Source organism: Corynebacterium sp. ES2775-CONJ (assembly GCF_024814515.1).
Taxonomy (GTDB): Bacteria; Actinomycetota; Actinomycetes; order Mycobacteriales; family Mycobacteriaceae; genus Corynebacterium.
Genome location: NZ_JANUXT010000007.1, coordinates 41,604 through 57,909, shown reverse-complemented (window position 1 = coordinate 57,909; position 16,306 = coordinate 41,604). Strand labels below are relative to the sequence as shown.

7 protein-coding genes are annotated in these 16,306 nt (G+C 54.7%); 5 read left to right on the top strand and 2 right to left on the bottom strand.

Annotated features, from left to right (window positions below; genetic code table 11):
• Positions 1–34 precede the first annotated feature (34 nt).
• Together bcp and NXT01_RS08750 are read left to right on the top strand one after the other, a co-directional pair.
• A complete protein-coding gene (gene bcp / locus NXT01_RS08755; RefSeq protein WP_259080184.1) occupies positions 35–505 on the top strand; it encodes a thioredoxin-dependent thiol peroxidase in 471 nt (156 codons plus the stop codon).
• A complete protein-coding gene (locus NXT01_RS08750; RefSeq protein WP_259080182.1) occupies positions 498–1,148 on the top strand; it encodes a TetR/AcrR family transcriptional regulator in 651 nt (216 codons plus the stop codon). The genes bcp and NXT01_RS08750 overlap by 8 nt, the downstream gene beginning before the upstream one ends.
• On the opposite strand, the gene NXT01_RS08745 is transcribed toward NXT01_RS08750, so the two are convergent.
• Both NXT01_RS08745 and NXT01_RS08740 read right to left on the bottom strand, forming a co-directional pair.
• A complete protein-coding gene (locus tag NXT01_RS08745) occupies positions 1,138–1,524 on the bottom strand; it encodes a holo-ACP synthase (protein ID WP_259080180.1) in 387 nt (128 codons plus the stop codon). The two genes, NXT01_RS08750 and NXT01_RS08745, sit on opposite strands and share 11 nt — an antisense overlap.
• 2 nt (positions 1,525–1,526) lie before the next feature.
• A complete protein-coding gene (locus NXT01_RS08740; protein WP_259080179.1) occupies positions 1,527–10,577 on the bottom strand; it encodes a type I polyketide synthase in 9,051 nt (3,016 codons plus the stop codon).
• A gap of 586 nt (positions 10,578–11,163) precedes the next feature.
• Between NXT01_RS08740 and cas3 the strand changes: the two genes are divergently transcribed.
• The 3 genes from cas3 to casB all read left to right on the top strand — a co-directional run bounded on the left by cas3 (position 11,164) and on the right by casB (position 16,298).
• Positions 11,164–14,016 carry a CRISPR-associated helicase Cas3' gene (gene cas3 / locus NXT01_RS08735; RefSeq protein WP_259080175.1) on the top strand — a complete coding sequence of 951 codons (2,853 nt, stop codon included), beginning with the start codon at positions 11,164–11,166 and terminating at the stop codon, positions 14,014–14,016.
• Positions 14,017–14,094: 78 nt separating this feature from the next.
• Positions 14,095–15,717, top strand: coding sequence for a type I-E CRISPR-associated protein Cse1/CasA (gene casA / locus NXT01_RS08730; RefSeq protein ID WP_259080172.1), 1,623 nt, complete (start codon positions 14,095–14,097; stop codon positions 15,715–15,717).
• A complete protein-coding gene (gene casB / locus NXT01_RS08725; RefSeq protein WP_259080171.1) occupies positions 15,717–16,298 on the top strand; it encodes a type I-E CRISPR-associated protein Cse2/CasB in 582 nt (193 codons plus the stop codon). The genes casA and casB overlap by 1 nt, the downstream gene beginning before the upstream one ends.
• Positions 16,299–16,306 lie beyond the last annotated feature (8 nt).

The following is a 16,306-nucleotide window of genomic DNA, read 5'->3' as shown; positions in this document are numbered from 1 at the left end:
TCGCTTTGCAGAGAAGTAGGTAAACTTAAAAACTATGGATACCCACAACCGTTTGAATGAAGGCGACCTCGCTCCTGATTTTTCCCTCCCCAGCGACGAAGGCGTCACGATCAGCCTGTCGGACTTTGTGGGGTTACGGGTGGTCCTCTACTTCTACCCCAAAGCCGATACTCCAGGATGCACAGTGGAGGCAACAGATTTTCGCGATCTCGTCGCTGATCTCGATGACGTCGTTGTGGTGGGCGTCTCTCCCGATTCCATTGATAAGCTGCGCTCTTTCAAAGCCTCCCACAATCTCAACTTCCCTCTCCTCTCGGATCCCAGCACCACGGTGATGCGCCAATACGGGGCTTATGGGGAGAAAAATAATTACGGGAAAATCGTCGAAGGCGTGATCAGGTCCACCCTGATCATCGGGCCTGATCGTCGTATTGAAAAGGCCATGTACAATGTGCGGGCTAAAGGACACGCCGCCCGAGTACTCAAGGAATTACGCAATGAATGATTCCTCCCCCGCACCCACTGGCCCTATCCTGCAGCCTAGACGAAGGCCGGCTCAGCAACGCTCCAAGGAGCGATATTCTCGAATTTTGGAGGTAGCACGAACTGTTCTGGTGGAATACGGCTTCGAGTCCTTTACCTTTGACGAAGTTGCCCGGCGCGCCGAGGTCCCCATTGGTACGCTCTATCAATTCTTTGCCAACAAATATGTCCTCATCTGCGAATTAGATCGAGAAGATACCGCCAAAAGCGTGGTGGAATTAAAGAAATTTGCCGAACAAATTCCCGCTTTGCAGTGGCCCGATATCCTCAATGAGCTCATCGGTCACCTCGCAGATTTATGGCGCGCCGACCCCTCTCGGCGTGCCGTTTGGCACGCCGTGCAATCCACACCAGCCACGCGTGCGACCGCAGCTGAAACGGAGCGGCCCATCTTGGATATTTTAGCAACCGTATTGAAGCCCTTGGCTCCCACAGCCACCGCTGAGGAACGCCACGTCATTGCCGCGCTGCTCATGCATATGTTGGTATCGCTGCTCAACTATGCGGTCCACGATCCCCACGTGTCCGAAGCCGATTTTGATCGCACTGTAGGGGAGATTAAGCGCATGGCGGTGGCCTACCTCTTTGCGGTTGCTACAAGTTAATGAGACATATTGCCGTCGCATAATCTCCATCGTGGCTGATACTGATTTGGATATCACTAGAGGGGAAAACCTCAGCGACTCGGCCTTGCAGCTCGAGACGAGGCCGCCCCCAAACATCGACAACAACTTCGATATCTGAGAAGTCGAGGGAATCGATGGTGGGGGGTTGCCCATAATTCGACTGCGACCACGCTTTGATAAAAGCTTCTTTCACCGCATACCGCCCCGCCAGATGGGCGTCTCGTAGTGGTTTGGTGGAGGCAATACGTAATTCCCTCGGTGAAAAGCTGCGGGAAAACTGCGAACCGACTGTGTGCAGCTGTTCCGAAAAGCCCGGAATGTGCACCATATCGATTCCAATAAACCCGCTACCCATTTCTAGACCTCCAAAATTCCATTAACAAGACGCGCCGTTGGACTCAGCAAAACCGCTGCCTCACGCTGTTTAGCGTGCTCTCCGGTGGCGCCTAGATTGCGGTCAACTGGCCTCTCGTAGAGCTTCTTGCCTCCGTGCATCGCATTGAGTATCCGGCGTAAGCCCATTATCTCTCGTTCCTCGGATATTTCTTGCCAGTGCTCTGCTCGATCTTCACCATACTGTCGTCGCACCGCTTCCACGAAGGCTGCGGGGTGGACAATAGCGATCAGTGCCGAGACGTGCCCGAATCCGAGCGAGGTCACAAGTCCTGCCTTAGCAGGCTGCTCGCTGAGATCAAGAGGAGAGCGCAACCATACTAGGTGTTGATGCTGGCGCAGGACCGGATCTACGCAGTCGAGACTGCGGTTGGCCGGAATGATGCCCGTGCGCAGCGTCTGGGTGAGCCCTATAATTTGGAATGCAGCGGCTCCACCTTTAGCGTGCCCGGTGAGACTCTTCTGCGAGATCACGTAGAGGGGATTGCCTGGACTGCGGCCGATGGCATGAGCGATTTTTTCATGCAGATCGGACTCATTCGGATCATTGGCGTGGGTGGATGTATCGTGCTTGGAAATAATGCGGATATCGTCTGCACTCACTCCCACTGCGGCAAGCTGTGTAACCAGACGAGATTCCTGTGAACCTCGGGCGGCACCTAGCGCTCCCAGTCCTGGAGCGGGGATGGAGGTATGAGCACCATCGGCGAAGGATTCTGCGAAGCCTACAACACCGAGAACCGGCAGGCCCATCTCATAGGCCAAGCTAGCACGAGCAAGAAGGATGGTGCCGCCTCCTGCGGATTCCACGAATCCCCCACGGCGACGATCATTAGCTCGGGAGAAGAAACGCTCTTCTATACCTTGAGCCACCATGTCTTTGCTATTGGCGGTGGCTGCCATATCCCCGAAACCGGTGATGCCTTCAATCGAGAGATCATCATATCCGCCGGCAACAACGAAATCACTCTTGCCGAGTTTGATCTTGTCCACGCCCTCTTCCACCGAAACAGCTGCCGTGGCGCAGGCCGCAACGGGGTGGATCATCTGCCCATATCCGCCAACATATCCCTGCATCACATGCGCGGCCATCACATTGGGCAGTGCCTCTTGCAAAATATCGTTGGCTCGGGGTTGTGCTAGGAGCCCATCAATATAGAGTGAGCGCATTGCCTGCATTCCGCCCAATCCCGTTCCCTGGGTGGAAGAGACTCGAGCTGGGTGGAGGGATCCGAGGAGCTCTGCTGGGCTAAATCCAGATGATAAGAAGGCATCAATGGTGGCAACGAGATTCCACACCGCCACGCGATCGAGGTTATCGATCATATCTGCGGGGATACCGTAGGTGGCAGGATCAAAGCCTTCAGGGATTTGGCCGCCCACGAAGCGTGACATCGCCATACGCCGCGGCACGTAGATAGGCGATCCGGAGTGGCGAACAACGCGCCACTCCCCTGTTTCAGGATCACATTCTGCACTGGTCGTCTCTGGCGCTGAGTCAACGTAGGTTTTAGCTGTAGCAGCATCGGCAACGTGGAAACTCACATCGGAGTCAAGGTGGATGGTGGTGAGCTCGGGGGCGAGGTTATCCACCATTCCGAAATCGTCGTAGAAGCGACGAATGCCAATGCGTGCGAGGACTTCGTCGTGATAACGCTCGTAGATCTCAGCCTCATCAACCTCGTGATCATCCTGGTCAAGCCAGCCGTGATCCCAATGGATGAGTCCGAGTGACCACGCTAGTTCGACGACTCCTGCAGCGGAGAGATCACCGGAAATTTCAGCGTCGAAACGCGTTCGGGAACTGCCCAAGGGCCCTAATTCACCCGCACCCACAATGACAACCATCTCATCAAGATTCTGGCTCACTTGGTTGGTGAAGTCGGGATGGATTGCTCCCAGTGGTCGATAGGGGCTAGGCAGCGCCTTGATCGTGGAGGGCGTATCACTTATCTCCTGCTTGTCCTCGCGTTGCTGAGCGCGTGCCAGAGCTGCGAGATCCAGGTTAGCATCGCTCAAACCTCCAGTCGCGTCGATGATTTGGGGAGCGTGGCAGGCTTTATCTCGGATTGGTGTACTGATCGCGTCGAGGAGAATGGACGCGATTTCGGTGGTGCTAAATGTGCTAACCCCGGCGCGCTCCACCTCGCTGACCAGTGGATCGTTGTGTGCCATGAGCCCAGTTCCGCGTACCCAGCCAATAAGGACATGAGCGAGGGAGGTGTGATTTTTCCAGTTATCTTCCACTACCCACCGGTTCACCAGTGCATCGAGAGCTGCCTTGGCTTCTCCGTAGGCACCATCAGCTCCGAAGATGCCGCGGTTGGGCGATCCTGGCAGCACGATGTGCATGCGCTGACCGATATGGGTGTCAATCCCAATGCGCGATAGCGTGGCTATCAGTCGCTCGACGGACCATAATAAGAGACGCATTTGCTTCTCCGCTTCGGGGCCTGCGTCTGCTACGGTTCCGCTCACCCGCGGGGCAGCGAAGGGGAAGAGCACGGTGGGCTTATAGGCTGGTTTGATTACCTTCGTTTCGCCGTTGACTTGGGCGGTACGCTGAGTAGCGATCCATTCTGATAATTGGTCGATATCGCTGAAACTACTCAAGTTGGCTGGCACTACCCACAACGCCGCACTCCCCCGCGCGGAGCGCGCATACAACTCTTTGTAAAACTCCAAGCGCTGGTGATCGAGCGAGGAGGTCGTCGCGATAACTGTGGCCCCGTGGTGCAAGAGGCCTTCCAGCACACGCGCGGCTATTGATTGCGGGGAGGCACCAGTGACCACGGCAATGTCGGTTTCCCACTGTAGGGGTCGCATATCGCGCGCTTGAGCAGCGAGCTCATCGAGGCCGAAATATTCGGCTTGCTGCGCAACGCTCTCGCCGGCGCCCCGAAGATCGAGGTCTTCGGCTGATATATGACCCAAATGAACGCGGCTTATATCTTCGCGAGCTGATGCCCAGCGGTCGTCGATGAGCACGGCGGTGGCAGGATCAAAGCGGGGAGCCACCGTGCGCGGCCAATCCGAGCCTAGCTCGCTGGCTACTAGATCGAAAAGCTCTTGATCAGTCGCGTCTGCTGAAAGGTCGACTCTGTGGGAATGATCCTCTAGACCCAGATGCGTCAAGATAGTGCGTGCAGTGGCGGCGAGTACCCCGGAATCTCCGGTGATACTCTCGGTGAATTCTCGCACTGCTTCCTGGTTAACTCCTGCCCCAGCGGTATTATCCGATTGTGCAATGCTCACGGTGAGGCCGTGATCTGTGGCCACTGATTGCACGGCAGCGTCGATAAGCTGATCGAGTTCGCTGCTGGAATTGGGCGAGCTGGGCTTAAGAGTGGCTAGATCTCCGCCGCGTATAGATGAACCGTCGCGGGCGCCTAGTACTAAGGCGGCGGTGGCGTGGTAAACCCACCCTGGCCCCAGCTCCCAGACTTTGGTAATCCGCTCGGATATATAGCTTGGACGCTGGGATGCGGGACCGGTCAGCCGCCTGAGGGCATCCTCGATCGCGGTTGAGAGCACTGGACCGAAGGGCTGGTAATTCTTGCTCAGTCTCGTTGTGGTGGCATAGAGGTCACTGAGCTCTGAGTCTGCGGCCCCATCAATGGAACCTAAGTTGCACTCCAGGCCGAGATCGAGAAGAAGCTGGTTACGGCGCGAGGAGACACCCTCAACGAGTTGCTCGATGGTATCGGTTGCTGCCATTTGATCGGGGCGGACCTTAGCCCATAAGGCAATGAGCGTTCTCGTTGCTTCTGCGGCACCGAAATTCAAATCCTCAGGGCGCGGCTGCGTGGAATGCGCCGGGATGGCTGCTTGCGGCGCGGGGATGACAGCAGGCTGTGGTGCTTCTGTCTCTGGTTTGTCCTCTACTGAAGCATCGGTAAATATGGCTGGTGCGGGGTATTCTTCCCGGGCAAAAACCTGCGCCGCGTCACGTTCGACGTTGAGGATATCAACGTGTGTGGGCTGATATTTATCCATCGCTGCGGTTTGCGCCATGAGATTAGCCAGGGTGGGCGCATGGCCAACTCCAACTTCGATGAACCGCTGGATGCCTAGGCCGTGGGCCTTTTTGGGGCGCAGAATGAGATCTTGGGTTTCAATCCAACGCACCGGAGAGGCGAATTGCCAGGCCAAGAGCTCCACCAGAATGGTGCGCGCTAAGGCCCCAGGATTGTGTATGCGATCCTCCCACTGTTCTAGGACAGTGTGCAAAATTGGAGCATCCACCACATCTAATATGGCGCCCACAAATTCTTGAGTGAGTTCAAAGGGACGGGCAACGAGGTTGGGAATATATTTGCCTACCAACACCTCAGTATTAATCACCTCAGGCAGGAGGCTCTCTAAATGCTCACGGAAATCAGCTACCCCGTTGAGAAGATGCGTGGAGTGGAAGGGGACATCAATGCCCGGGATGATAATTAGAGCCCGCTGGCCTGGGGCCTTTTGCTCCGCATCCGCTGCCAGGATATGCAAGCCCTTCATGGTGCCGGCGACGGCGTATTGTTTACCAGCGAGGTTGTAGTTCACGATCTCAAGAAACTCACCTGACGACTGCGACAGGGTGGAGATATAGTCAAAGACCGTTTCTTCACTCAACCCCATCTTATGAGGCCGTAAAGCCGCTAATCCGTACTGGGAATTACCTTTTTCGTCTCTTTCCACCAGGCGGTGCATGGTGAGGCCTCGTTGATATACAATCTCGACAACATTCTCGAGGGTAATGACATGGGAATAGGCAGCGAGCGCAGTGTATTCCCCAACCGAGTGCCCAGCAAAATAGGCGTTATTTTCTAAGGTGTGCGCCTCGTCCAACTCTGCGATCTGCGCTACTGCTAAACAAGCCATAGCAACCTGGGTGAACTGCGTGAGATAGAGAACGCCCTCAGGGTGGGTGAATACCTCGTTACCCACTGATATGGCAGGGGGGTTATTGCGCACAATTTCTAGAATCGAGAACCCTAATTGGGTGCGCGTATGATGGTCCGCGCGATCCCAGATGCGACGGGCTGCTGCCGATTTTTGCCGTTGAACCATGCCCATACCAACGCTCTGGATGCCTTGGCCGGGAAAAGCATAGAAGGTGCTCGGCGACTTCATCGTGGCCGTAGCTTTGAGCACGGGGCGATCGTTAACGCTGGCGGTAATTTCTCGCACTTCCCCATAACCGTCGCGTTCATCGACCCCGATGCGTACAACGGTGAAGTCTACGGTTTCACCGGGGAGGAGGGGGCTTTGCATAAAGACGTGGTAGTCCAGGATCTCTGCTGCGGGCGTAGAAATACTTCCTTCGGTAAATTGCGCGCTCGCTATGTGCTGCGCAATCGCTGAGGTCCACATACCGTGGACGATGACGCCCTTATGAAGGCCTGCGAGCTTGGCGGCGGTATCACTTAGGTGGATCGGGTTATGGTCCCCAGTCACCTTTGCGAAAGCTTCCATAGAGTGCGGAGCGACAATACGGGCATGGGCCCTGAAGGAAGAGGGGGTGGGGTGGAAAGCCGGCTGCGAGAGGCTCAGGGGCTGCGAACCTGTGCGGCCCTGAATTGCAAAGCGTTCCCTCAGAGTCGCAAGTATGCGCCCCTGCTCAGTAATCTCAGCGCGCACTTCAATCACGCGCCCACTGGTGGTGTCAGACACAGAGAGGATTGTGGCCGATATATCGAGGTCTACGTGCTCTCCTGCAGTAGGGGGAACTAACTCTCTGTGCAGTTCAATATGGTGGTCGAGGTGAACGAGGTTGAGCAGCCCCTCGACTGCCCGCCATAAGGGATGATCTGGGACTTTAGCTTCACTCAAAGCCCGGAAAATAGCTGGCCATGCGGGGCCGACTAGGATATCGGGATTAAGATGGGTACCACTGATGGTGCCTGGGATATCCCCCGATTTCACCTGCGATCGGATATGCCCTGCGGTGATGGTGAGGTAGTCAGTACAGTCTAGGGCACTCAGGCGTGCGTGGTGGTGGTAGGTCTCGCCGATCTTCTCGCCCCACAACCCACCGGAGGCAATCTTGGCGAGGTGCTCCATAGCCGCTTCGGCGTCAGCATATTCCACTATGGGAAGGCTGCTCGCTGGTGCGTTTTTAGGAACGGTGATCCGAATGGCGAGTTCTTGGCGCAGCGTACCGCTGGTGTCCAGGGGGATCCGCAGGTGAGCAAGCTCAGGATCGAGTGCCACGAGGTGGGCGCCGGAGGGTTCGTGGTAAGCGCTATCTGCTCCCATCACCCACTGGTCGCGGTTGCCAAGGCGCTCGATGAGGGAAATATGGTGGTGCCCTGCCCAGAAAATACCAGGGCTTCGCAGTACCTTCTCAACCACACAGGTATTATCCGGCTGGGCGGCAACACCTGCTGCTTGGAGCTGATCGATGGTGGTGGCATTAAAGCGGGCAAGTAGACGGGCAACGGGCTCATTGAGTGCGGTGATCCCAGCTACAGAGCTAATACCTGGAATGATGGCTACTTGGTCGGCTGGGTATCGTTCATCCTGGGCTTGCCAGAGCGAATCCGAACGCCACCAGCGTCGCACCTCCGCGTCAATGCGCGGAACGAAATTTACTGGCTTTCCGCGCCCAGCGCATAGGTCAAAGAACCATGCACAGTCCGCAGGATGCAGCAGTTCGGTGGTGGCGATTGGGTAGGTGCTCAGCAGTTGTTCAATGAGTTCTCGCGGGTCTTGGTCCGCGTCTGCAGTAATCGTCGGGGTGAATTCCCCATGCTCGACGGGGCTGAGTCTGGCCTCGGTGCGACTGAGCATCTGCGCGAAACGGCTAAACCATGTGTGGTCAACCCAGCGCCCCTGATAGGGCCCCGATAGATCACAATATCGATTAAGCCACGCCGCATAGGTCATGTCTTCCACATCGCCGAAATAGGGTTTTGCTGTTCGGTTGAGTGCGGCGATAATTTCTTCACGACGCTCCTGGCAGAGCTCTTCATTACCAGCGACTTCGTCGAGCAACCTGGCGGTGCGGGCGAAGGAATTATCAATTTCGTGGATATCAGCACCTAGTTGCGAACGACCTGAGGCCATACCGTCCCGGGCGTCGCCTGCCCCCACCCAGCCTGAAATACCAGGGGTTGCCACCAATAGTTCCTTGACCGCTTGGCTGGTTTTAGCCTCTAAGGTGGCCATCGCAGCGGTACCGATGAGAATACCGTCGACAGGCATAAGGGGAAGATCATAAGCGCGTGCCCACGAGCCGGTCAGGTATTCCGCGGCTCGTTCCGGAGTACCAATGCCGCCACCTACACAGAGGGTGATATTAGGAGTCTGGCGGATCTCAGCATAGGTTGTCATGAGCAAATCATCGAGGTCTTCCCACGAGTGGTGTCCGCCTGCTTTACCTCCTTCAATTTGCATGATGATATCGGTGTCCGGGACCATCCGAGCAATCTGGAGGATCTTGCGTATATGCCTGACGGCTCCTGGCTTGAAGGAAATCCACGGCAAGCCTGCCGCACGCAGTTGTGCGATCACCTCCACCGCCTCATCTGGTTCTGGTATTCCAGCGGAGATGGTAATGCCATCGAGCGGAGCGCCGGCGGCACGGGCCTTGAGAAGGAGCCCCTTACCTGCCACATGGAGTCGCCACAGCTTCGGATCCAAGAACATAGCATTAAATTGTGCGTTGATCCCAGGCTCTAGGAGCGCTGTGAGCTTAGCTAAATTGCTTGCAAAGATCTCCTCGGTCACCTGACCACCACCAGCCCATTCCGCCCAGTGACCCGCATTTGCTGCGGCTGCCACGATCTCTGGATCGACTGTTGTCGGTGTCATTCCAGCTAGAAGGGTGGGTGAATAGCCCGTAAGACGAGTAAATTTAGTGGACACACACAGCGTGCCATTGCGCTCGACAAGCTGCGGGGCGAAGTCGGAATAAGGCTGCGGGAGGTGAATATCGGCACCGGCATCAAAAAGTAAAGCTTGACCGTGAACAGGCGCAACCGCGAAACTGCGCGCCGACAATCCTTCGAGGATTTTCTCGGTCATGGGCACCATGCCGCTATCGGGGCCGATATCGAGAAACCAACGCGCACCCTGGTCATAGGCAGCAAGCACCACATGGGGCCAATCAATAGGATCGACCATAATCTGCCTCGCGATGTCCCGGGCGCGTTGCGCATCGAGGCCACAAAGTGCAGCCCACTGGGCAACGTCCTCCACACCTGGGGCTAAAAGCGGATGGTGAAAACCGGCAAGAATCGGCAGCACGGTGATCTGCGGCTGCAAAACAGCGCCGCCAGTTTCCTTATTGTCGCGGGCCTGCGCCTGGGCCTGAGCCTCTTGAATAATAGCGTTCCTGACTCGCTGATTATCCTCGGGGCGTCCGACGAGCACGAAGGAATCGCGGGAATTTTTCAACCCGATATGAGGCCGCTCATGCAGTGGGATATCGTGGCAGCTCTGGTCTATGATCTGAGACAACTGCGCGTGGTTCACTCCTGAAATGGCAAGCATTGGGCCTTGTTCTCCCTCGGAGATAAGGCCGGTATGGGCACTGTGACGGGTGACAGCCGCCCCCACTAAGCGGGCGATCGCAAGGATCTCCGCTGCCTCGGAGAGATCCTTTAAGGCATATACCCCGAGAACACCTTGAGAATGACCTAAGTGCGCGGCTGCATTTTCTACGTTGAGCCCTTGGGCTTCGAGGAGATCTAAAACCGCTAACTGAGCAAGAAAAATGCCAGGCACGCTGAGCGCGGGGTGTGCCAGATCGAAGCTCACAGACTCTGCTTCGCTCCACGCTATGGGGTCGAATCCGAAGGGATTTGTACCCGCCATAAGGGAGCGTACTGGTTGGAGAAGTTCCTCAGCACGGCTCATAACGGGTTCAAGAGTTCGACCAGCCCCGTGGGCTACAGCATCCTTAAAAGTATCGAGCCAATCGAGGCCTTGGCCGGAGAATACCAGCGCAAAGGGTTCAGTTTGAAAGCGCTCGGTTAGGCGAGACGTCGAATACTCGATGCCGTGGTGGTTAATGTGCGAGGTCACGATGAGAAGTTCTCCTCAAATTGATGCGGGAAAGCCTGGCGATGTCGGGTCACCCGAGGCACCTTTGCTTAAGTCTAGATGCATTATGTAGAAAAAATGGCGCGCTTAGGAGTCGTTCGTCGACAGGATTATTTTGTCCCCAATACTATGCCACAAAACATGAGGGAAGCGTCATATTTTCGGAAAATTTTTTAGTACAGCGCTGCAATTAACCCCACGATCCCACGCTGGAAGCGTCATAAAAATAACGATCAGCAGCATATTTGTGCGCAACAGCAGCTTCCCACTTCAGTAAATAAGACCCTAATCATTTAACGAGACTTAGCTTTGCGTCCCACTACCTGCAGTGTGTTTACCTTCGGTGGGTAAGATCCGTAGAATAAACAGATATTCCGAGGGTTCTTCGGAATGATCCCTTAGCGATAAAGAGATCACACTAATCCCCGCACGAGCGGGGATAGCCCCCAGCCTACGTGTAGGTTTTGGGGGCTTTTTCGAATATATGGGCGATCGTGGTACCCCCGCTGTCCACTCATCGAGAATAATGGAAATACATCACAAGCTTTCCTCATATCCTAAGGACATCATGACCACACCCCCATTTATCCAACCGCCACTAGATATAGCTATCCATAAGGGCGCGTGGGCAAAATTCGACCATCAATCCGGTGAATCGATGCCGCTCACCAGGCATCTCGATGATGCCGCCTGCGTAGCTGCCCAGTTGTGGGATCATTGGCTACCTCAACACTCACAAGACTTGATCAGTACCCACTTTTCTAACAATGACGAACTCGCCCGTAAGCTCGCCATCTTTCTTACGGCAGGACATGATATTGGTAAACATAGCCTGGCATTTGCGGGAAAAATAGATAGCCTCAAAGAACGCATCGCAGCACACGGTGGCGAGTTCATAAAACTTAACCCCTCCGAAGGGGCCCAAAGTTTCCATAGCCTCTTTAGCGCTGAGAGCCTTATAACGTGGCTGGCTCAGCGCAATCCGGACGGAAACAGGCAAGCACGAGAATCCCTAGCGACGATTGTCGCTGGACATCACGGATCCTTCCCATCCTTCAACCTAGTTCAACCACGAACAAACCGCGCTCTATCTCGAGAAGCCCGCAAGCACTGGGCGGCAGATCGGTTTGTGTATTGGGATAGGGCCGCCAAAACCGCAGGTCTTGACGATGGAGACATTATTGCACTCACACAGGCTCCCCTCCCAGCGCCTGCCCAGATGATACTGTGCGGATTCGTCATTATGGCGGACTGGATTTCTTCGAACACCGATTTCTTCCCGCTGATCGATCAGCGCTCAAGTAGTGATCGAGCGCGCGATGCTATTAAATCTCTCCGCTTCCCACCACACTGGACCCCAGCTCCCGACCAGAACAGTGCGGATCTTTTTCGCAGCAGTTTCTCCCTACCCGAAAATGCAAGTCCGAGGCCAGTGCAGATAGAAGCTATGCGAATGGCGCGGGAGGTTCCAAGCCCTTGCCTCATGCTCATTGAAGCCCCCACAGGCGAAGGAAAAACCGAGGCTGCCTTTGCAGCCGCAGAAATCCTGGCTTCGCGTTTCGGCCTCAACGGCATCACTGCGGCACTACCCACATGCGCGACCTCCGATGCCATGCTACCTCGCTTTATGTCATGGCTTGACAGAAGGTTACCTGCGGATATGCAGGCCGGAACTTTGCTCAGCCACGGCAAAGCCCAATTCAACGATGAATACCAGGCCATCTTTTATCAAACTCGGGGAGACTTCTCTGGTATCTATGACGACGATATCTCCGACGAAGACTCTCAAACCCATCGTAACTTCAGACCTCACTGGTGGTTTACCGGGCGTAAGACCAGCGCCCTAGCGGACTTCTCTGTGGGGACGATCGACCAGATTCTTTTCGCAGCGCTACGAACCAAGCATCTTGCTCTTCGGCATCTAGGCTTGAGTAATAAGGTCGTTATTCTTGATGAGATTCACTCTGCGGACGCCTATATGGCGGTTTACCTCAAACGAACCTTGGAGTGGTTGGGGGCCATGGGGATTCCTGTAATCGCACTTTCGGCGACCCTCGCCCCGCAGCAGCGCTCAGACCTTCTCGAGGCCTACAGAAGCGGTAGCATGATCGCCATCGGCAAGAAATCGAAAGAAGCGGCAGCTATCTCTTTCGATCAGCACGTAGGCTATCCGCTCCTTAGTGCTGTCACAGCCACAGGTCTTCTCGTGCGCGATACCCAACCGAGCTCCCGGAGCAGTCAATTTACCTTGGATTATTTGGGGCTTGATTCGCAAGATTTTATCGAGTCGGTGATCAAAGAATCCTCTCACGGTGGCTGTATCGGAGTGGTGTGCAATACCGTCAACCGGGCCCAAAAAATATACCGAGCTCTCAAAGACCGTTGTTCGGACTCGACCGAACTCATCCTGCTCCACTCCCGCTTTCTAGGGTACGAGCGCCGCCGGATTGAGAAAGATCTCGTGGACAGACTGGGGCCAGATTCAACCGATCGCCCCCACAATATGATCGTGGTGTCTACCCAGATCATTGAACAATCAATGGATATCGATTTCGATGTTCTATTTAGCGATATCGCCCCCATCGACCTCATATTCCAGAGAGTTGGGCGCCTCCACCGCCACAAGCGGGCTCCTCACGAGCGCCCTGTAGCCCACCACAGCCCACGTGTACATATAGCAGCATGCTCCGCCCCCGACGCTCAGCTTGCTCCCACACTAGATCCAGGAAGCACCGCGGTTTATGGCAGAGCACCATTACTGCGCACTCTCGCCGTCCTACTCAAACATGGCCCTGTCCTCCGCTCCCCTGGGGACGTGGCTTCTCTTGTTGCCGCTGCATACTCGGACGATCCTTATTATCCAGAATCATGGGCCGCAGAATTTTTACAGGCCGAAGAAAAGGCTCAGATTCAGCTCAACCAAAAAATATCGCGCGCCCAACAAAGCTATTTACAAGTCCCTCCCGATACTAGTCCGGTATGGCTCCAAAAGAGGGGAGGCACCCTGGAAGCGCGAGAGGAACGTGCGGGTGGTGCCCAGGTGCGAGATATCGAGGATGCTCTCGAAGTTATCGTGGTTGTTCGCGACGATCATGGGCTGAAAACCCTTAATTTTGCTCCTGAACGAGCGGACGAATATATCAACTTCGGTCATCAGATCGATGAGCAATTATCGAAGGTTTTAGCACGTAGCATCGTCTCTTTACCTTTCTGGGTGCTAAAAGATGAAACCACTGCTGACGCTCTGTTAGACGCTCTCGAGCAAGACGTCCTAACTGCAACAGAGGTTGAAGTGCTTAAGCGCAACAAGTGGCTACGTGACCAACTATTTCTAGCTCTTGATGCAGATTTAGAGGCTGATATTGCTGGCTACCATGTGGCTTATTCTCGCGAGTATGGACTGACAGTGGAAAAAATCTGATCAAATTTCACAAGACCTTGCAAAAAATCTTTTTTTATTGCTAAGTTAGAATTAAACAACTAAAGAAAGGAGGTCGTTATGCACCAACAGTTCAATCTAATCGACGAAGAGTGGATCCCGGTTTTAAGGAAAGATCTCACCGTAGATTCAGTCAGCCTGCGCTCACTGTTCCAGCTAAGCGATGAGATCATTGATATCTCCTGCGAGCTACCCACGATGCACTTCGCGGTCTTTCGCATCTGTCTAGCTATTCTTCGACGCAGTGTCGACGAACCTATGCATGAAGACCCTGAAGAATACTGGTCAGACCTATGGCTCAACCGAGGTTTACCTAACAAAGAAATCGACGAATACCTCAATTCGGTACACAATCGATTTGACCTTCTCGATCCTGAAAGACCCTTCCTGCAGACCCCTCATCTTCGCACTGCAAAAGGCGAATGGAAAGACCTTAATATACTCATCACAGACAGTCCTGGGGAGGGCTCGCTCTACCAGCAACGCGATTCCAAGCTACCCCTCAGCTACGCAGAGGCGGCACTGTGGCTCATCCACGCTCATGCCTACGATTACTCTGGAATCAAGTCCGGAGCTGTAGGAGATTCTCGCGTTAAAGGGGGCAAAGGTTACCCCATGGGAATCGGCTGGACCGGGTGGCTCGGTGGCACAATTATCAGAGGTCACACGTTAAAAGAAACTTTGCTTCTCAATTACGCCACTCAACCTGATGTTGATCGATCTAAGGATCTGCCCATTTGGGAGGAGCCCCCTCTCTCAGCGGCTGCCCGCCCGACAGCGGTTGCCCACGGTCAACTCTCACTAATCACATGGCCACAGCGTCGAATTCTGCTCCGAAACAACGGGGAAGCGATCGACGCGGTACTGATAGCCAACGGCGATCCAGTAGATTATCTCAACCAACTACAATACGAGACCATGACTCCGTGGCGTTATTCCAGGCCACAGTCCCAAAAGGCCAAGCGCCCAGTATTTATGCCCAAAGCACTTAGCGCCGAAGAAGCATTATGGCGTGGGTTCCAGTCCTTTCTCCCCCAGGTGGCAACTGGGCGCGAGGTGATCGAGAATTTCAACATAAAGGATCAGATCCCTTCGGTCGAACCTCCTGAAACTGTCACCCAGTTGGGTGCAAGAATTGGCCGTCCACTCCCCGACGATTTCAGCCTCAACGTGACCGTGGCAAGTGTTGTTTATGGCAACCAATCCGCATCAGTTTCAACCATCGTTGAGGATAAGCTGACTTTTCCAGCGTTGATAACCACAGTCGAGGGTGCTGGAGTTCGGGATATAGCCGAGACCGCCGTCATGAGAACCTTGGACACTATTAGCACCTTCGGACAATTTGCTGCGAATATCGCACGCTCCGAAACTGACAGCATGGATGCTCCTGCTATTGCTCGAGATTCTGCCCGGCTAGTAGCCTTCTCACTCGTGGACTCCCGCTTTCGCACCTGGCTCAGCGAGCTCTCTATTGATCATCATCACGCAGAGGAGCAACTCCAGCGCTGGACGGACGAATTACGCGCGCTCATTCTCGAAGAGGGACGGACCCTGGCGGCCCATGCCTCTCCGAATGCTTGGCGCGGTCGCAAAAAAGACGACACTATTTATAATCTTGGCCAGTCCGAAGCTTGGTTCAGATCCAAAATTTTTAAGCAACTACCTACAAAGGAAGGAGAATAATGGCTACTCAAGCTGATCAAGTTTCAACATTCGTCTACCGCACTGTTGAGCGCCTACAGAAAAAGTACCTAGAAGGGTCGCCTAGTGCCAAGGCAGATTTGGCTTCATGGCGCAGGTCTGCCAGTAAGACTGTCGGAGAGTCACCAGAGACGTGGGCAGTCCTCGCCGAAAATTTCCCAGAATCTCTCGTTGGACGGGGACAGCACCCCTCCGCAGCCGAGCAAGCCGTCTTTACTGCGCTGACGCTCTTCGCAGTCCACATGCAGTCTAAAACCAGACCAATGCACGTCAAGGACAATGGGCTTGGCACTGCGATGCGTACTCTTGCCCGAACTAACGAAGCTGACCTTTTCGAAAGCTCACTGTTTCGCCGATTCACATCCGCTACCCAAGCGCAGACTGTAGAGGCAGCTAGTTACCACCTTCGTACTCTGGTGTCTTTACTACGGAGTAAAGACATCCCGCTCGACTACGGCCGGCTAGCGCGGGAACTCTACCTCTTTCAATTTCCCGACAGTAGAAAAGCTGTCCAACTTGGTTGGGCTCGCCAAATATACCGCTTCACCAATCCTGAATCCTAAGAAAGGTT